At 69.9% G+C, this 17,731-nt stretch carries 19 protein-coding genes; 6 read left to right on the top strand and 13 right to left on the bottom strand.

Features of this window, described 5'->3' with window-relative positions; genetic code table 11:
• Positions 1-28: 28 nt before the first annotated feature.
• A complete protein-coding gene (locus tag CFP71_RS43990; RefSeq protein WP_167405951.1) occupies positions 29-172 on the bottom strand; it encodes a hypothetical protein in 144 nt (47 codons plus the stop codon).
• 371 nt (positions 173-543) lie between these two features.
• Entirely contained in the window at positions 544-1,449 is a 906-nt protein-coding gene (locus CFP71_RS00900; RefSeq protein ID WP_093931897.1) for a LysR family transcriptional regulator, read from the bottom strand.
• 71 nt (positions 1,450-1,520) lie between these two features.
• Here CFP71_RS00900 and CFP71_RS00895 point away from each other — a divergent pair, with 71 nt between their 5' ends.
• A complete protein-coding gene (locus tag CFP71_RS00895; RefSeq protein WP_093931896.1) occupies positions 1,521-2,510 on the top strand; it encodes a YeiH family protein in 990 nt (329 codons plus the stop codon).
• Here CFP71_RS00895 and CFP71_RS00890 read toward each other — a convergent pair.
• Positions 2,488-3,663 (bottom strand): MFS transporter, encoded by a 1,176-nt coding sequence (locus CFP71_RS00890; protein ID WP_093931895.1) that lies wholly within the window; start codon positions 3,661-3,663, stop codon positions 2,488-2,490. The genes CFP71_RS00895 and CFP71_RS00890 overlap by 23 nt on opposite strands.
• A gap of 56 nt (positions 3,664-3,719) precedes the next feature.
• Positions 3,720-4,616: a DMT family transporter gene (locus CFP71_RS00885; RefSeq protein ID WP_093931894.1), complete on the bottom strand. Its 897-nt coding sequence runs from the start codon at positions 4,614-4,616 to the stop codon at positions 3,720-3,722.
• On the opposite strand from CFP71_RS00885, the gene CFP71_RS00880 reads away from it, so the two are divergent.
• Positions 4,615-6,039, top strand: a complete 1,425-nt coding sequence (locus tag CFP71_RS00880; protein WP_093931893.1) for an aminotransferase-like domain-containing protein — start codon at positions 4,615-4,617, stop codon at positions 6,037-6,039. The genes CFP71_RS00885 and CFP71_RS00880 overlap by 2 nt on opposite strands.
• Positions 6,040-6,089: 50 nt before the next feature.
• Positions 6,090-6,788 carry a Crp/Fnr family transcriptional regulator gene (locus tag CFP71_RS00875; protein WP_093931892.1) on the top strand — a complete coding sequence of 233 codons (699 nt, stop codon included), beginning with the start codon at positions 6,090-6,092 and terminating at the stop codon, positions 6,786-6,788.
• Here the strand turns inward: CFP71_RS00875 and CFP71_RS00870 are convergent.
• A complete protein-coding gene (locus CFP71_RS00870) occupies positions 6,760-7,320 on the bottom strand; it encodes a hypothetical protein (RefSeq protein ID WP_093931891.1) in 561 nt (186 codons plus the stop codon). The genes CFP71_RS00875 and CFP71_RS00870 overlap by 29 nt on opposite strands.
• A 12-nt stretch (positions 7,321-7,332) precedes the next feature.
• The gene (locus tag CFP71_RS00865; protein WP_093931890.1) at positions 7,333-7,950 is read right to left on the bottom strand and encodes a hypothetical protein; all 618 of its coding nucleotides are present in this window, start codon (positions 7,948-7,950) and stop codon (positions 7,333-7,335) included.
• A gap of 188 nt (positions 7,951-8,138) precedes the next feature.
• On the opposite strand from CFP71_RS00865, the gene CFP71_RS00860 reads away from it, so the two are divergent.
• On the top strand, positions 8,139-9,659 hold the full coding sequence (locus tag CFP71_RS00860; protein WP_093931889.1) for a sialidase family protein: 1,521 nt from the start codon (positions 8,139-8,141) through the stop codon (positions 9,657-9,659).
• A gap of 268 nt (positions 9,660-9,927) precedes the next feature.
• On the opposite strand, the gene CFP71_RS00855 is transcribed toward CFP71_RS00860, so the two are convergent.
• From CFP71_RS00855 to CFP71_RS00840, 4 genes are all read right to left on the bottom strand, one after another.
• Positions 9,928-10,395 carry a hypothetical protein gene (locus CFP71_RS00855; protein ID WP_093931888.1) on the bottom strand — a complete coding sequence of 156 codons (468 nt, stop codon included), beginning with the start codon at positions 10,393-10,395 and terminating at the stop codon, positions 9,928-9,930.
• The gene (locus CFP71_RS00850; RefSeq protein ID WP_093931908.1) at positions 10,396-10,665 is read right to left on the bottom strand and encodes a DUF1905 domain-containing protein; all 270 of its coding nucleotides are present in this window, start codon (positions 10,663-10,665) and stop codon (positions 10,396-10,398) included.
• A 39-nt stretch (positions 10,666-10,704) separates the two neighbouring features.
• A complete protein-coding gene (locus tag CFP71_RS00845) occupies positions 10,705-11,211 on the bottom strand; it encodes a flavodoxin domain-containing protein (protein ID WP_093931887.1) in 507 nt (168 codons plus the stop codon).
• Between the two features lie 88 nt (positions 11,212-11,299).
• Positions 11,300-12,508 (bottom strand): nitric oxide synthase oxygenase, encoded by a 1,209-nt coding sequence (locus CFP71_RS00840; protein WP_167405950.1) that lies wholly within the window; start codon positions 12,506-12,508, stop codon positions 11,300-11,302.
• A gap of 375 nt (positions 12,509-12,883) precedes the next feature.
• On the opposite strand from CFP71_RS00840, the gene CFP71_RS00835 reads away from it, so the two are divergent.
• A complete protein-coding gene (locus tag CFP71_RS00835; protein WP_093931886.1) occupies positions 12,884-13,900 on the top strand; it encodes a CobW family GTP-binding protein in 1,017 nt (338 codons plus the stop codon).
• Positions 13,901-14,016: 116 nt separating this feature from the next.
• Positions 14,017-14,283, top strand: a complete 267-nt coding sequence (locus CFP71_RS00830; RefSeq protein ID WP_093931906.1) for a hypothetical protein — start codon at positions 14,017-14,019, stop codon at positions 14,281-14,283.
• A gap of 89 nt (positions 14,284-14,372) precedes the next feature.
• Here the strand turns inward: CFP71_RS00830 and ligD are convergent, their stop codons facing one another.
• From ligD to CFP71_RS00815, 3 genes are read right to left on the bottom strand one after another with little or no spacing between them, the layout of a single operon-like run.
• Positions 14,373-15,374, bottom strand: a complete 1,002-nt coding sequence (gene ligD / locus CFP71_RS00825) for a non-homologous end-joining DNA ligase (protein WP_093931885.1) — start codon at positions 15,372-15,374, stop codon at positions 14,373-14,375.
• Positions 15,371-16,450: an ATP-dependent DNA ligase gene (locus CFP71_RS00820; protein WP_208635847.1), complete on the bottom strand. Its 1,080-nt coding sequence runs from the start codon at positions 16,448-16,450 to the stop codon at positions 15,371-15,373. The genes ligD and CFP71_RS00820 overlap by 4 nt, the downstream gene beginning before the upstream one ends.
• A 39-nt stretch (positions 16,451-16,489) precedes the next feature.
• Positions 16,490-17,641 carry a DUF1015 family protein gene (locus CFP71_RS00815; RefSeq protein WP_093931884.1) on the bottom strand — a complete coding sequence of 384 codons (1,152 nt, stop codon included), beginning with the start codon at positions 17,639-17,641 and terminating at the stop codon, positions 16,490-16,492.
• Positions 17,642-17,731: the final 90 nt, after the last annotated feature.

Raw genomic sequence — 17,731 nt, 5'->3', positions numbered from 1 at the left:
TCGCGATCGGGGGTGTTTCGGCCACCGGTCACCACCCCGAGGCGGTGCAGGTGACGGCGGTGAGGCCTTCTCCGGGGTCGATCGGTTCGATCCCGCGCCGGGCGCAGTCCCGCATCAGGCCGGCGCCGAAGGGATGCGCCGCGATGAACAGATCCGCCGTACCGGTCGACAATGGGGCAGGAGAAGTGTCGGAGCCACGAAGCGACTTAAACGCAGGTGCGGCTTCACGTCAATACTCGGCAGTAGGATTTCCGGTCACAGGAACCGGATGGCCGTACGCCGGCCTGCGAAACGCGAGGATCGCCGAGTTTTCCCGCAGTACCAGGGAAATGTCGTCAACGACCAGGTGTCCCAACAGCCGATACGCCATCCGGTCTGTTACCCGGAGTTCACGGTTCCCTATTCGCCAGTACGCCGTAAATGGCGACACTCGCCCATTCCGGGGAATTGAGAACGATTCGCCCTATCGTCGGTATCCACGCGGACAGGGCTTTCGGTATCACGCGCGAATGAAGGGCCGTTCACAGAAGGACAGGAATGGACTCATCGGGATTTCGCGTTCCGGACCGCGATCGCCAGCAACGCCGCGGCCGGTCCGGCGAGCCGCCGCCCGGCGGGCCACACCGCGCGCAGTTCCCGGCCGAAGTCGACACCCTCGACGGCGACCGGGACGAGCCTCCCTTCGGCGACGTCCCGGACGATGGCGAGTTCACTGATCACCGCCGGACCGGCACCCGCGATCACCGCGTTGCCGACCGCGGAGGCGGAACCCAGTTCCAGCAACGGTTTCGCCGGTCCGACCCCGGCCTTGCGCAGCGCGGCGTCCACGGTCTCCCTTGTCCCGGAACCAGGTTCGCGGACCACGAGTGGTGTGATCGCCAGTTCGGCCGCGGTCACGGGACGGCGCTTGCGCGCCCACGGATGACTTCCGGGCACGACGAGGACCAGGTGATCGGTGGCCACCCGCCTCGACGAAAGTCCGGGCAAGGAACCGGGCGACTCGACGAATCCGAGGTCGACCTTGCCCTCCCTCGCCAGTTCCGCGGCCTGATCGGAGTTGGTGACCTCCAGGCCGAGGTAGAGCCCGGGGTCGCCGCGTTTGAGCTCGCCGATCCAGCCCGGCACCAGATATTCGGCCAGTGTCATGCTCGCGGCGACCCGCAGCTGCGCCTCGTGCTGGGTGCGCAGCGCTTCGGCACCGTCGAGCAGACCGTCGAGTTCGGACAGCACGCGCTGCGCCCAGCCCGCGATGACCCGGCCGTCGGGGGTGAGCGCGGACCCCCGCCGCGTACGGTCGACCAGCACCAGCCCGAGCCGTCGCTCGACTGTGGACAGTCGTTTGCTCGCCGACGGCTGAGCGATCCCGAGACTGGCCGCCGCCTGCCCGATGCTGCCGAGCTCGTCCACGAGTACCAGCAGGCGGAGAGAGTCCAGGTCGGGTGCGGTCATAGCCCGAGTGTATGACCTACCCCTCGCATTCCCGGCTACCGACGCCACCCCGTCCGGGCGAGGCTCGGACCATGAGCACCACGCACGCGAGACCGACGAAGCCCTATCTGACCGCTTTGGCCGTCACCGGTGCCGGGGTGGCCGCCGCGTACCTGGTCGGTACGGCGTTCCCGGTCGTCAGCGCGCTCACCATCGCCGTCGTGCTCGGCATCCTCACCGGCTCGCTGCCGTCGTGGTCGGACGAGACCCGGAAGGCGATCTCCGGGGTCACCAAGAAGCTGCTTCGCGCCGGTGTGGTGCTGCTGGGCTTGCAGCTCTCGCTCCCGTCGGTCCTGGCGCTGGGGCCCGGGACGCTGCTCGCCGTCGTCCTCACGGTCGGTGTCACCTTCCTCGGCACGATCGGCCTCGGCAGGCTCCTCGGCGTGCCGCGTGGCCTGGCGATGCTGGTCGCGACCGGGTTCTCGATCTGCGGCGCGTCCGCCATCGCCGCCATGGAAGGCGTGGTCAAACGCGAGGATTCCGACGTCGCGACCGCTGTCGCCCTGGTCACCTTCTACGGCGGGCTCGCCATCGCGGCCGTCCCGCTGATCGGCGGCTGGCTGCACCTGGACGCGGCCCGGATCGGCGAATGGGCCGGGCTCTCCGTGCACGAAGTCGCGCAGGTCGTCGCCGCGGCGACCCCGGCCGGGAGCGCCGCCATCGCGGTCGCGATCGTGATCAAGCTCAGCCGGGTGGTCCTGCTGGCCCCGATGGTCGCCGCGGTCGGCGTGGCCGAACGCCACCGTCCCGCCGACGGGAAGCGGCCGCCGCTGGTCCCGCTGTTCGTCCTCGGTTTCCTGGCGATGGCCGCCCTGCGCAGCACCGGGATCGTGCCGGGGTTCGCGCTCGACATCGCCAAGGTCGCCTGCACGCTGCTGCTGGCCGGCGCCCTGTTCGGGCTGGGCTGCGCGGTCCGGATCGGGAACCTCGTCCGCACCGGGGGCCGTGCCCTGCTGCTCGGCCTGCTCTCCACCCTGCTGGTCGGGACCACCGCGCTGGTCACGCTGACCGCGCTCGGCTGAGCACGCCGACCGCGAGCGACGCGAGCACCCCTCCCACGACCATCACGGTGGGGATCGAGACCCAGTCGACGACGAACCCGCCGAGCAGCGCGCCCGCCGAGAGGGTCGCCTGGAACGACGAGGTGAACAGCACCGACGCCGCTTCGGGCGCCCGCGGCGCCGCGCGCGCGAACCACGTTCCCGAACAGACCGGGACGGCTCCGTAGGCGAAACCCCAGACCACCAGCAGCGCGAGCGCTCCGGCCTTCGAGTCGCCGACGAACGGCAGCGCGCACGTCGCGACCCCGATCAACCCGGCGGCGGCGAGGAAGGTCAGCCGGAGGTCGCGGGCGATCGCCGCGCCGGCGACGAAGTTGCCGGCGATCCCGGCGGTGCCGTAGACCAGCAGGAAGACGGTGATCAGCTCCGGGCTCACCTGCGTCACCTGCCGCAGGAGCGGCGTGATGTAGGTGTAGGTCCCGAAGTGGGCGAGGACGACCAGCACCGTGACGAGCAGGCCGAGCCGCGTCGCCCGCTCCCGGGTCATCTCGCGCAGGACACCGAGCCTGGTCGCGCCTTCGGCTGGCAGTGGAGGCAGCGCCCACGCCAGCGCCACGAGGACGCCGATCGTGAAGATCGCCAGCGCGGCGAAGGCCGCCCGCCAGCCGAACAGCTCACCGACGAAGGTCCCGGCGGGCACGCCCAGCACGGAACCGAGCGGCACCGCGGAGAAGATCACCGCGGTCGCGCGGCCCGCGTGCCCGGGTCCGACGAGCCGCGCGGCGAGCCCGGAGCCGATCGCCCAGAACGCGCCGATCACCAGTCCGACCAGGACTCGCGAGATCAGCACCGCCCAGTAGGCCTGCGCGGTCGCCGCGAGGACGTCGGCCAGCGCGAGCACCACCATCAGCGCGCAGAGCAGGATCCGGCGGTCGAGCCGTCCGGCGGCGACGGTGACGGCCGGGGCGGCGAGCGCGGCGAGGAACCCGGGCAGGGTCATGGTCAGGCCCGCCGTCCCCGGCGTGATCCGGAAGTCCTCGCCGATCGGGGTCAGGAGGCCGATCGGCAGGATCTCCGTGGTGACGAGGGAGAAGATCCCCAGCGTCACCGCGAGGACGGCGAGCCATCCCTTCAGCGGGGTCCGGGTGGAGGTGTCGAGGGTCGAAGCGGTCATGTGCTCCAGCCCATCACCACGCGGACACCGCGGTCTGGCGGATTCGCGACGTTGATCTAGCTCCGCGAACGCTGGGTCACGACGATGCAGGCGACGACGATCAGCGCCGTCACGGGCGCAGCCGCCGGGAGGTGCTCACCGAGCAGCAGGACCGCCCAGACCAGGGTCAGCAGCGGCTGGGCGAGCTGCAGCTGGCTCGCCCGCGCGACGCCGATCTCGGCCATTCCCCGGTACCAGGCGAAGAAGCCGCCGAACTGCGAGATGAGCGCGACGTAGAGCAGGCCGACGATCCCCTCGCCGGTGACGTGCAGCGGCTCGGTCGCCAGTCCGAAGACGGCGAACCCGGCGGTGAACGGCAGCGCGAGGACCAGCGCCCACGCGATGACGTGCCAGCCGGCCATCTCCCTGGCCAGCCTGCCGCCCTCGGCGTACCCGAAGGCGCACAGCACGAGCGCGCCGAACAGGAACAGGTCCGCCGTGGACAGTCCACCGCCGCTCTGGCCCACGGTGAACACGACCACCGCGCTCGCGCCGACCGCGGCGGCGAGCCAGAACCGGCGGGACGGCCGGTGCCCGGTCAGCCTCGACGAGATGACGGCGGTGGCCATCGGCAGCAGCCCGATCACCACCGCGGAATGCGCCGTCGACGACGTCTGCAACGCGAGGGTGGTCAGGATCGGGAACGCCAGGACACAGCCGAGCGCGACGACGGCCAGACCGCGCCACTGGTCCCGCCTCGGCAACGGGACACGGAAGACGCGAAGACAGGTGCCGGCGACCAGCGCGGCGAGGACGCTTCGCAGACCGGTGGCCGTCCAGGGTTCGAAGCCCTTGAGCGCCCACACGGTGGCGGGGAACGTGAACGAGAAGGCGAGGACACCCAGCGCCGCCAGCAAGGTCCCGGAGCGGACCGCTACTGCCCGGTCCGCGATAGCGCTATCATCCAGTCTCATGTCCGATGGTAGCAGCGTCGCCAGCCTGGTCACACAGCTGAGGTCCGAGCTTGAGCGCTATCCGATCGAAGGAAAGCTCCCGTCCAGCCGGGAACTGGTCCGGCAGCTGAAGGTGAGCCCGGTGACGGTCTCGCGCGCGATCTCCGCGCTGGCCGCCGAAGGCCTGGTGATCACCCGTCCCGGCGCCGGTGTCTTCCGCGCCCCGCCGCCCCGCGAGGTGGTGGTGACCGGCGACGTGTCGTGGCAGGAGGTGGCGCTGAGCTCGCAGTCCGGCACCCGCGCGATCGACGCGAGCGGCGTGCTCACCGCGCTGAGCGACCCGCCGTCGGGCGTCATCGACCTGAACGGCGGCTACACGCATCCGAGCCTCCAGCCGGAACGCGAGCTCGCGGCGGCGTCGGCCCGCGCCGGACGCCGTCCCGGCGCGTGGACACGGCCGCCGATCTGCGGTCTGCCCGAACTGCGGGCCTGGTTCGCCCGCGACATCGGCAGCCCGGTGAACGTCGAGAACGTGCTGGTCACCTCGGGTGGGCAGAGCGCGCTGACGACGGCGTTGCGCGCGCTCGGCGCCCCCGGCGCGCCCGTGCTGGTGGAATCCCCGACGTACCCGGGCATGCTGGCCATCGCGCGGGCCTCGGGGCTGCGCCCGGTCCCGGTGCCGATGGACCGTGACGGCGTCCGGCCCGAACTGCTCGCGGACGCCTTCCGCGACACCGGCGCCCGCCTGTTCGTCTGCCAGCCCGCGTTCCAGAATCCGACCGGCGCGGTGCTGTGCGCCGAACGCCGGGCCGAGGTCCTGCGGATCGCGCGGGACGCGGGCGCTTTCGTCATCGAGGACGATTTCGCGCGGCTGATGGCGCATCCCGGCAGCCCCGCTCCCCCACCGCCGCTCGTGGCCGACGACCCCGACGGCGTCGTGGTGCACATCCGGTCGCTCACCAAGCCGGCGTCACCGAGCCTGCGGATCAGCGCGCTGGCCGCCCGCGGCCCGGCGCTGGAACGGCTGCGCGGCCTCCACGCCGTCGAGAGCTTCTTCGTGCCGCGGCCGTTGCAGGAAACCGCGCTCGAGCTGGTGAGCTCCCCCGCCTGGACGCGTCACCTGCGGACTCTCGCCGCCTCGTTGCGGGAGCGCCGCGACGTCGCCGTCTCGGCACTGCGGGAGTTCCTGCCCTCGTGGGCCACCGTCCCGGTCCCGACCGGCGGGTATCACCTGTGGCAGCCGCTCCCCGGTTTCGCCGACGAAACGGCGCTGACCAGCGCTGCTTTCCGAGCCGGAGTAGCGGTCACCCCCGGCAGGCTCTACTTCGCGGCCGAGGCGCCGGGGCCCTATCTGCGCCTGAGCTACGTCAGCGCCGCGACGGGCACCCAGCTGCGGGACGGCATCCGGCGCCTTTCCCAGGCATACCAAGAGATCCCCGGTTAACCCCCGGCGCGGTTTGCTCGTACCATCGCGCACGGAGGCGACGAAAAGGAATGACACAGCCCGCGGCGGAGCCGCAAGATTCACCCGGCAGGCTCTGGGAGCTGCTCGACGACGGTCAGCGCAAGGCGCTGCGCGCCGAGGCCGAGCTGCGCCGGTACCCGGCCGGGACGGTGATCATCCGCGAGGGTGACCGGTCGGACTGGGTGCTGATCCTGATGACCGGGCGGGTCAAGATCACGTCGGTGTCCACCGGCGGGTACGACGCCGTGCTGGCCGTCCGCGATCCGGGCGACATCATCGGCGAGATGGCGTCGATGGACGGCAGCCTGCGCTCGGCCACGGCGATCGCCGTCGAACCGGTCACCGGGCTGTGGCTGTCCGCGCGCGCGTTCAGCGCCGTGCTCCGCGAACAGCCCGGCATCTCCGTGGTCCTGCTCCGGATCATCACCTCGCGGCTGCGCTACGCCAACTCGCGCCGCACCGAATTCGGGGACAGCACGGCCGCGGAACGCATCGCCGCGATCCTGGTCGACCTCGCCGAGCGGTACGGCGTACCCGTACCCGACGGCACCCTGATCGCCCTGCGGATCAGCCAGCGCGATCTGGCGGGACTCGCGTCCGCGTCACGGGAAGCCGTCGCGAGGACCCTTCGGACGCTGCGCGCCGACGGGCTGCTCAGCACCGGGCGCCAGCGGCTGGTCGTCCGGAGCCTGCGCGACCTCAAACAGCTCGCACCCGACGAGCACTGAGCCGCCACGGCAGGCCGAAGTGCCGTTCCACGCGCGCTCCGGTGGCGGAGAACAGTTTCCGCACGCGCGGCTCGTTCTCCGGGTCGAAGTCCGGCGTGGTCTCGATCAGCGTCGCGAGTTCGCGGGTGAGCCTGGCCGCGGCCTTCCCGGGCACCAGCAGGACCCGCACCGGCGCGAGGCTGCGCACGGCGGGCGGCGGCGCGATCAGGTCGATCCGGGCGCGAACGAGGCCGGTCAGTCTCACCAGCCAGAGGACGGCCCCGGTGAGCGTCCAGGCCAGGATTTCCGCCAGGAGGAACGGCGACAGGATCAGCGCGAGCCCGGCCGTCTGCGTGACGGCGAACACCAGCATCAGCACGTCTTCGAAGCCCAGGCGTTCCCTCTCGGCCGACCGGCCGCGGTGCCGGGTGAACGACACTTCCCGGTAGCGCTCGCTTTCGGTGACGATGGCGATCGGGCGGATCCGGCGCAGCCACGGCGCGAACCGGCGCACGACCAGCCACTCGCCGCCGCCGGGATCGGTCACCCGCATCGCGTTCCCCCTTCATCGGTGCGCGGATCTTGACACAGATCTCCGACGAAGCAGGGTCCGGTGCCGTTCCACGCGCACGCCGAACCGGGTGAGGACCTCGCGCACGTCCGGGTCGCCGGGGTCGAACGTGACGCGTTCACGGAGCAGGCCGCGCAACTCGGTCACCAAGGGCACCGCAAGGTCGTCGTGGACCTTGAGGATCGTCAGCGAGGCCAGGCCGTTCTGTTTCCTGTGCCAACCGGCGACGTCGACCCTTCCCGGTGCCCGCCGGAACCGCCGGACGGCCAGGGCGACGGATCCCGCGATGCCTTGGCCCAGCAGTTCCAGCAGCAGGAACGGCAGCAGGAGAAGCCCCAGCAGCACGTACACCGGGAGCTGCACGAGCGCTTCCACCGCGACCAGCAGCCCGAACAGGCCCGTCGCCACCTTCGCGAGGGCGCCGTCATCGCGGCGCTCGGCGTCGTCGGCACGGGCCTCGGACGCGTCGTCGAAGTCGAGCCACCAGTCCGGCGCGAGCCGGTAGCGCCGGTAACCGCCCTTGAACAGAGCGAACGGCTGCACCCACCGACGCCACGGCGCGAACCGGCGATCGATCGTCCATTCACGCCCCTCCGGATCGAACACCTTCATCGGCCCTCCCCCTTCCGATCTCGCGCCGTGGCCGGCGAGATCGAGCTTGGCAGCGGAAGCGCCCTCGTTCTGCGTCACCTGACACAGAACGCGAAACCGGGTTGTACGCGCCTTGTACGACGGCTGTACGAGCCGGAAGGACTCTGATGCCCCGTCACCCGGAACCCAACCCAGGACGGAGCATTCCCGTGAAGATCTCCCGCGTCGCACAGGGCCTTTTCGCGGCCCTCGTCGCCACCGCGGCGGTCGGCGCATCCCCGGCCACCTCACTCGCCACCCCGGCCACCGGCGACCGGATCTCGGCGGCCGCCGTCGGGAACACGGTGGTGTACAAACAGAAAACAGAAGGTTACGACTGCTTCAGGATCCCCGCGATCGTCAAGGCGAACAACGGCGAACTGCTCGCGTTCGCCGAAGGCCGCCGAGGCGGCGCCAGCTTCTGCAACGACCGCGGCGACATCGATCTGGTCGTGAAACGCTCCGCGGACAACGGCAAGACCTGGAGCGCCCCGAAGATCGTCATCGAGGGTTTCGGTGACACCAAAGGAAACCCGACACCGATCGTGATCCCGTCCACCGGGCGGATCGTGCTGCTCTCGGTGATGGAATGCGTCAAGAACCCCGACTGCAACCGGATTCCGCGCGTCTCGATCAGCGACGACCACGGCAAGACCTGGACCGCGCCGAAGGTGCTCACCACACAACTCGGATTCGACGCCGCACCGGGCTGGCTCGCGACCGGCCCCTCGCACGGCATCGTGCTGACGCGCGGCGCGCACGCCGGCCGCATCGTCGCCGGCATGAGCTACACCGACGACGACAAAAACAGCGGCGCGCTCATCTACAGCGATGATCAGGGTGTCACCTGGAAACGCGGCGCCACCGAAACCCTGGCGAAGTCGGCCCCGCTGAACCCGCAGGAGATCAGCGTCACCGAACTACTCGACGGCCGGGTCTACGCGGCGGCGCGCAACCAGGCCAACAACGGCGACAAATGCCTCAGCGGTGGCGCGAAGAACCGCGCCTACGCCATCAGTTCCGACGGCGGAGCCAGCTTCTCCACCAAGTTCACCTTCGAGGAGGACCTGATCACCCCGGTCGTGCAGGGCTCGACCGCGCGGATGACCGCGACCGACAAGGCGGGCAAGTACAACCGGATCCTGTTCGCCGCGCCGTCGGTCTGCGACCGTCGCAAGGAACTCGTCGTGCGGTCGTCGTTCGACGAGGGCGCGAACTGGCAGGGCAACTCCGCCGGAACGCTGGTGTGGAGCGGTGACGCCGCGTACTCCGACATGGTCCAGCTGTCCTCGGGCTCGGTCGGCGTGCTGTACGAAGCGGGCCCGGCGGGGAACGCCAACGAGACCATCCGCTTCTCGACCGTCACCGAGACGACGCTCGGCGCCCCGGTGTGCGGCGGCGGGTACGGCGTCATCGACTCGGCTCCGCTCGGCACGGCGGGCACGGTCTACCTGTCCTACAACGCTTCCAACGGGCAGAACTGTGTCAGCACGATGAAGAGCGCGTCGGCGGGCACCGCGACCGCGACCTCGGCTTACCTCGAGGTCGCGGGGTCGTCCCGGAACACCGACTCCGGGTCGTTCTCGTGGTTCGCCGGACCGGTGAAGGCGGCCGCGGCGGACAAATGCGTGAAGTGGGGCGGTTCCGCGGGCGGGGTCAAGTACGACAGCCCGTCCGAGCACTGCGGCTGACCTGTCTGCCCGTCCCTCGTTCAAGTACATGAAGGCCCCCTTCCTTGCATTATTGAGGGGTAAGGCAGACGTGTCGTTGGGGTGTGCGCCGAATGTGGCATTGGGGACGTTGAGTGTCCCCAATGCCACATTCGTGGCACCCGGGATCGGTGCCGCGACTTGGGACATGCTCCAGCGAGGCCCGGGCACCGGCGGGGCTTGACGCGAAGGGAGCCTTCCCCGCGTGCGATGCGGCGAAAGTCCCTTCACCCCGGTCACTCGCGACAGGTCACTTCGGTGGCCGCAGCCGCGGTGAAAGCTTCGTCAGCGCCAGCTTCTCCAACTGCCCCGCGATCTCCGCGAGCCCGGCGTCGAACCGGTCCAGGTCCACGCCCCGGCCGGACAGGTCGTCGCGGACGTGCTGCTCGACCTTCGCCCAGTCGTTGCGGTACCGGGTCGCGAGTTCCTTCCACGGCACGCCCGCCAGTTCCTCGGCGAGGCCGCCGTCGTAAGCGATCACGCCGCGCTCCATCAGGTACGCGATGCCCGGGTAGCCGAGGTATCCCTGCCAGTAGGACCCGTTGTCGTTGGCCGTGATCGAGCCCGCGGCCGGATCGTGGCGGACGTCGTAGGTCTTGGCCTTGTCCGACGACGCGACACGCGCCGTGTCACCGTCGATCTCGACCCGCCCGTCGGCCACCGCGCCGAGCGCCTCGTAGATCTTGATGACCGGCGACGGCTTCCAATCCGCGGCCAATTAGCCCTCCAGCCTTTCGAGCAGGACGACGTCCACGATGTCGCCCTCTTCCTTGCCGATCGCCTTGCGCACGTCGGCCTTCACGGGGAGCTTGTGGGTGCCGTCGCCCAGCGCCATGAACGAACTCCGGAACGGATGCCCGTCGATGGTCCCGCGCACCTTCACCAGTCCCCTGGTGCCGAAGAACTCGGCGGAGCCGGGCATGACCACGTACGTCCAGCCGCCCTTCTCAGGGCTCTTGAGCAGCGTCGCGGTGAACTTCTTGTCCATCATCGCACCCTACGACAGGGCACCGACGAAACCCGTACTTCAAAGTGCGACGCGGATGCGGACGCGGCGGCCGACGTCGCGCGCCCAGGCCCGGATCGACGGCCAGTCGCGGAAGTCCCCCGCCCACGGGCCCATGGCCCTGATCTTCCAGAGCGGACCGTGCGCGGTGGCCGGCGTGAGCCTGCCGCCGAAGGTGGCCGTGCGTTCGGCGTCGATCCGCGCGGCGAGCAAGGCGACCCCCGCGGGCAGGCTGACGTGTTTGCCCGCGGCGAACGGCCCGCAGGGCCCGCTGTGGAACAGCCAGACCGGACGGTTCCGGAGCGCCTCCTCGTGCTCGGTGAGCAGGCGCACCGCCTCCGGACGCCATCGCCGGTGGTGCAACGCGCTCCCGACGATCACCGCGCCGTAGGGTTCGACGTCCTCGACCTCGGCGGCGTCCAGCAGATCGGCCGTGAGCCCGCCTTCCCTCAGCTCGGCGACGATCACCTCGGCGATCTCCCTTGTCCCACCGGACCGGCCGGCGTGGGCGACGAGCACTGCGGTCATGCCTCCATTGTCCGCGCGGCCGCAACCCATGCCACCGTCCGGCTTATCGACACGCCGCATTCGGCTCACCTCTTCACCCGTCAGTGCCCTACCCAGGAGGCAGGAACGCCGGTCTCGCGGCCGGATCGGGTTCGTCGTAGTAGCGGTGGAAAACCGCGGTCTGCCCGCCGGACAACGGCGGGACGATCCAGCTCCACTCGGCCCGGCAACGACGGCCCGCGCGTTCTTCCTTGGCGATGTGCGTGAGGAACCGCCGCGATTCGGTGTGGTGATCGGCGACGGTCACGCCCGCCGCGTCGAAGGAGTGCTGGACGGCGAGGGTCAGCTCGACCAGTGAGCGGTCGCGCCACAGGGTGCGTTCCGATTTCGTCGACAGCCCCATCAGGTCCGCGATCACCGGCAGCAGGTCGTAGCGGTCGGTGTCGGCCAGGTTGCGCGCGCCGACCTCGGTGGCGAGGTACCAGCCGTTGAACGGCGCCGCGGGATAGGTGATCCCGCCGATCACCAGCCGCATGTTGCTGATCGCCGGCACCGCGTGCCAGCGCAGCCCGAGCCCGGCGAACCACCGGTGGTCGGGATGCGACAGCGGGACCTCCAGCACGGCGTCCGAGGGCAGCCCGAACAGCTGCCGGTCCCCCTGTTCGGCTTCGATGAGCAGCGGCAGGACGTCGAAGGAGCCTTTGCGTTCGGGCGGGCGCCAGCCGTGCTCCTGGACGGTCTCGGTGAAGTCGGCGTGGCGCGGATCGCCCAGTACCGAGCCGTCGCTGAGCCGATAGCCCGCGTAGCGGATGAGCTGGTCGTTGTGGATCTTCGGTCCCGGTCCCGCCGGGCCGTCCGGCGCGAACACGGTGATCATCGAGCGGATCCGGCCGTCCCGGGTCGCCTCGCGCAGGTGGGCGACGCACTCGTCGGCGATGGCGTCCGCGCCTTCGACGTCACGGCGATCTCGCACCTTCAACCCCTGCCAGTACAGCCTGCCGATGCACCGCGCGGAATTCCGCCAGGCCACCCGGGCGCCGAACTCGACCTCGGCGGTGGTGTGCCGGTAGGTGCCGGTCTCGTCGATCTCCGCGCGAACCCGGTCGAGCCGCTCGCGCAGTCGCTCGGTCCCGCCGTCCGACTCGGCGTGGAAGAGCCGGAGGAAGTCCTCCGCCTCGGCCACGTCCACGTTCCGTCCCCGCGGCCTCACCTCCGGAGGCAAGCGAGGGATATCCGTCACCCGCATGGAGGCTGTCGATACCTCTGCCTCCCACTCTCCGAATTCGACGCCGGCACCGGCGGCGGGAACGATCACCATTCCTCCTGCACTCGGGAATGCCCGGAGGATCATGCCTGATCGGCGAGACGGCCGGGTCCGGACCAGACGAAAGAGGATACCCCACAGAAAGAAGAGCACGATCCACCAAACGGCAGAAGCCGCCGCCGAGATGACATTTTCGCAGGCAGAAAGCTTGTAGACGACAATATTTGGAATCGATTACCACTTCGCGGGATATTAACGGAATTGCACTCGGTAAAATGATCACGCTCACCCAAGATCAATTAAGTGATCGTTATTCATCACTCTTTCGAGCGTATTCATCCACCTGCTCTTCTGTTCTTTCCCCATGCCGGTGTATTGGCCCGCGTCCGCCATCGCTAGAGTGCGGGCATCCCGGCGGAAAGGAAAATCGTGGTCGACAGGCGGATTCCGGTCATCCTGGTAGCGGGCTTCCTCGGATCCGGCAAGACCACGCTGCTCAACCACCTGCTGGCCAACCGCCAGGGCGCGCGGATCGGGGTCGTGGTCAACGACTTCGGGAGCATCGCGGTCGACGCGATGGCCGTCTCCGGCCAGGTCGACACCATGATGTCGTTCGGCAACGGCTGCCTGTGCTGCGCCGTCGACGCGAGCGGCCTGGACGCCATGCTCGCCAAGCTTTCCGAGGCCGAGGCCGGCATCGACGTCATCGTGATCGAAGCCAGCGGGCTCGCCGAACCGCGTGACCTCATCCGCCTGATGATCGCCAGCGAGAACCCCGCCATCGCCTACGGCGGCCTCGTCGAACTCGTCGACGCGGCCGAGTTCGAGGCGACCAGGAAGCGGCATCCGGAACTGGACGAGCATCTCGGGTTCGCCGACCTGGTCGTGCTCAACAAGACCGACCGGGCCGACGAGGAGTCCCTGACCAAGCTGCGCGGCACGATCGACGAGATCGCGCCGGGCACCCCGGTGATCGCGACCTCCCACGGCCGGATCGACCCCACCCTGTTCTTCGACGCCCGGCCGCGCGAACGGGCCGGGCAGATGTCGTTCGACGACCTCCGCGAGGAGGAGCACGATCACGAACACCACTTCCACACCGCGTACGACAGCGTCGCCTTCACCACCGAGCGGCCGCTGGACCCGCGACGGCTGATGGACTTCCTCGAACAGCGCCCCGGCGGGCTCTACCGGATCAAGGGTTTCCTCGATTTCGGCCCGAACGGCCCCCGGTCCCGGTTCGGCCTGCACACGGTGGGCTCGTTCATCCAGCTGGAGCGCTCGGCGTGGCCGTCCGGACAGGCGCGCCGGAGCGAACTGGTGCTGATCGGTTCGGGAATCGACACCGAGGCCGTCACCGCGCGCCTCGAAGAATGCGTCGCGGACGATCCCGAGGTCGTCGACGAGCGGGGAATGCTGCGCGTCCTGCGGTTCATTCAGGACTGAGTTCGGCACTGACACGCCGAAAGGCCTCGAAATACCGGGTATCCCCGCGCGTCTCCTTGACACTGTTCCGCGGAAGGAATCTCGAGCTGGACCACCTGTATCGGGAGGACAGTTCCATGACGAACACCGCCGGACGCTGGTACCTGGTCGGCGCGCTGCCGGAGGACTCCCCCGCCGCGCATCTGATGACCCGCTCCGAAGACCTCCGCTACCGACGTTCCGCCTGCGGGGACAAGGAATCCCGGATGTGGACGCCGGTCGATCTCACCGCCGGCGACGTCGCCCCGTGCCCGCGCTGCGCCGCGACCCTGCCAAGCCACCGGTCCACGCGCAAGGCCGAACCCGCCGTGAACACGCAACTCGCCTTCGACCTGCCGCTCTGACCCGCATTTAGTCCTCTGGATGCGGTAGTTGCGCGCGCAAGGACCGCATCCAGAGGACTAAATGCGGTCCTTGCGGCGGGCCCGCGCCCTTACTCTTTCTTGGCGCGGCTCGGCGCCACCCGTGGCGGCTCATTCGGCATCTTCGGGTAGACGGGCGGCCAAGGCGCGTCCATGAGCCCGTTCTCCATGTCCTTCCGGGACATTTCCAGCAGCGGCTCGATCGACTGCGGTTTCGTTCCCTCCCAAGGGTCTCCGCGTTCGGCGAACCGAGCGGGCACAGTGGACAGTGTGAGCTTGTCCGGCTCGACGGTCTCCAGTTCGTCCCAGCCGATCGGCGTCGACACCTGACCGCCGACCCGCGGCCGCACGCACCAGGCGCCGAACACCGTCTTGTGCGGCGCGTTCTGATTGAAGTCGACGAACACGCGGGAGCCGCGCTCTTCCTTCCACCACTGCGCCGTCATCTCCTCCGGATGACGGCGCTCGAGCTCGCGGGCGAGCGCGACGGCCGCCGCGCGGACCTCGTAGGCGTCCCATTTCGGTTCCAGCGGCACGTAAAGATGCAAGCCTCGTGAGCCCGAAGTCTTGATCTGCGCGGTGATGCCCAGTTCGTCCAGCAGCGCCTTCGTCAGCACGGCACCGCGCCGCAGTTCGGGGAACCCGATGCCCGGCGACGGGTCGAGGTCGACGCGCAGCTGGTCGCTGATGTCCGGCGTGTCGGCGCGGTTCGGCCAGACGTGGAACCCGAGACAGCCCTGGTTCACCGCCCAGATGACGTGCGCGAGGTCCTTCGCCACGAGCGCGTCCGAAGTGGTGCCGTTCGGGGTGGACACCACCGTCGTGGTCAGCCAGCCGGGCGCGTTCTTCGGGACCCGCTTCTGGAACCACGACTTCCCGCCCGCGCCGTCGGGATAGCGTTCCAGCAACAGGGGCCTGCCACCGAGTTGCGCCAGCAGCGGCTTGGAAACCGCGCGGTAGTACTCGACCAGGTCCAGCTTGGTCTCGCCGTTCTCCGGGAAGTAGACCTTGCCCGGATTGGACACCGTGAACTCGACGCCGTCGAGGTCCAGCGTCAAGGGTTCCGACTTCATGTTTCCCCCAGCTCGGTGAACAACGTGGCCAGCTCGGCGGGCGGGACCTCTTCGAGCTGCGCGTACGTGCACGAGGCCGGCTCGCGGTCCGGACGGAAGCGCACCAGTCTGCCGCCGTGGCGGAACCGCGTGCCCTCGACGTGCTCGTAGCGGACCTCGGCGACCCATTCGATCCGGACCGGCTCCCAGCTCAAATCCTTCCCCGGCGCCCACCGGCTGCCCGCGCCCGGCATGCGGCCGCCCGCCTCCTCGTGGGCCTCGGCCCACTCGCGCCAGGGGTGGTTCTCCAGCGCGTTCTCGCGCAGCGGCGCGAGCTCGTCCACCAGCTCACGGCGCCTCGCGGCGGTGAAGCTGCTGGCCACGCCGACGTGCTGGAGGACGCCTTCGTCGGTGTAGAGGCCGAGCAGCAGCGACCCGACGCCGACGCCGTCCTTGTGCCGCCGGAACCCGGCGACGACGCAGTCCGCTGTCCGCTGGTGCTTGACCTTCCACATCACCCGCTTGTCCTGCTCGTACGGCGCGTCGGCGGGCTTCGCCATCACACCGTCGAAGCCCGCGCCCTCGAACCGGGTGAACCAGTCCTGGGCGACGTCGGGATCCTCCGACAGTGGCGTGAGGTGAACGCGGGCGAACTTCGTGTCGACGACGCTTTCGAGCAGCTTCCGCCGCTCCGCGAACGGTTCCTCCGTCAGGTCCCGGTCGTCCAGGGCCAGCAGGTCGAACACCACGAAACTGGCCGGCGTCTCGGCGGCCAGCTTGTTCACCCGGGACGCCGCCGGGTGCAGGCGCAACTGGAGCGCCTCGAAGTCGAGCCCGCCCTCGGTGACCAGCACGATCTCGCCGTCGATGACGCACCGCTCGGGCAGCGCCTCCTTGAGCAGCTCGACCAGTTCGGGGAAGTACCTCGTCAAGGGCCTGTCGTTACGCGAGCCCAGCACGACTTCGTCACCGTCGCGGAAGACCACGCAGCGGAAGCCGTCCCACTTCGGCTCGTACAGCAACCCGGGCGTGCGCGGCAGTTCGTGCACGGCCTTGGCCAGCATCGGCTTAACGGGTGGCATCACGGGCAGTTCCACGAGGTGATCCTAAGCCGGACCACCGACAAAAGCGCGACGTCAAAGCTCCGCCAGCAGGAGCCCGCTACGCGGTTTCGGCGTGAAGTACGTGGCCTTCCTCGGCATCCGCGCACCGGCCGCGTGCACGGCGAGCACCTCCGCGTACGGGACCGGGGCCAGCAACAACACCGCCTCGGCGTCCTCGGGCACCGGGGCCCCCGGAAGCAAGGGCCGCACCCCCGGACCTTCCGGGTCGACGCCGAGCGCCTCGCGGAGCAGTCCCTGCTCGACCACGGCGTGATCACCGCCCGCCTTGCCGAGCACGACCCGGTACGCCGACGCCCCCGCCAGCACGGTGACCTCTCCCGGTTCGACGGGCGGCTCCGGTGGGCCCGGGTGGACGTCGAACCCCGCCTCCGTCCATCGCCGGATCAGCGTCGCCGCGTGGAGACCGGTGCCGGTGAGCACCCGGTGGATGGGCCCGATCCGCAGCCCAGGTCCGCCGGTGACCAGCGCCAGCAACGCGCCCCGCCCCGACGCGGCGGCGGCCGCGACCCGGTGGTTGCCGTCCGCGACCAGGAGATCCAGTCCGTCGAGGGTCGCCAGCAGTTCGTCCTGGCCTTCGCCGGGGCCGGCGAGCCACAGCTCGTGCTTGCGGCCCGCGCCGTCCACTGTGGACAAGGCGGGCACCTGTCCCCGGCAGATCAGTTCGATCTGCGCGGTCAGCTCCCGGCCGCCCGTCGCCGGGACCAGCATGGCGGCGCTCGTCGCGATGCCGAGCCCGGCGAGCATCGCGGCCCGGTCCGCGACGACGTCCGGATAGACGTCCTCGGTGTGCCGGACCCGGGTCACGCCGTCGTCGCGGACCGCCGCCGGGTCGACGAGGCACAGCACGCCCAGCGCGACGCCGTCCGGCCCGTCGATGCGATACGGCGCGACGACGGCGGACACCGGGCGATAGTGCTGTTCCCGGATCCGCTCGAAAGTCGCTCTGGCCTGCGGCAACGCCTCCTCGATCGAGAGACCGCCCGCCAGCGCGGCCGGGGTCCTGGCCGGATGCTGGACCGCCAGCAGGCTGTCTCCGCGCGCCTCGGCGAGCGCGGCGGCGACCCGGTCCGGATCGGCGAACTCGTCGACGTCGGGCCCCGGGACGGTGTCGCGGACAACCCAGCCACGGTCGATCGGGCGGATCCAGGTGCTCATCCGATCCATTTTGCGGGATACCTCACGGAAAAAATCGGTCCCATGACCGGGTGTCTCCATGGAATGCTTACCCATGCGAAGTAGTTGACGCCCTTCATG

The sequence above is a fragment of the Amycolatopsis thailandensis genome (assembly GCF_002234405.1).
GTDB lineage: Bacteria > Actinomycetota > Actinomycetes > Mycobacteriales > Pseudonocardiaceae > Amycolatopsis > Amycolatopsis thailandensis.
Note: the sequence above shows the minus strand (reverse complement) of the source record. Positions and strands in the feature narration are given on the sequence as shown.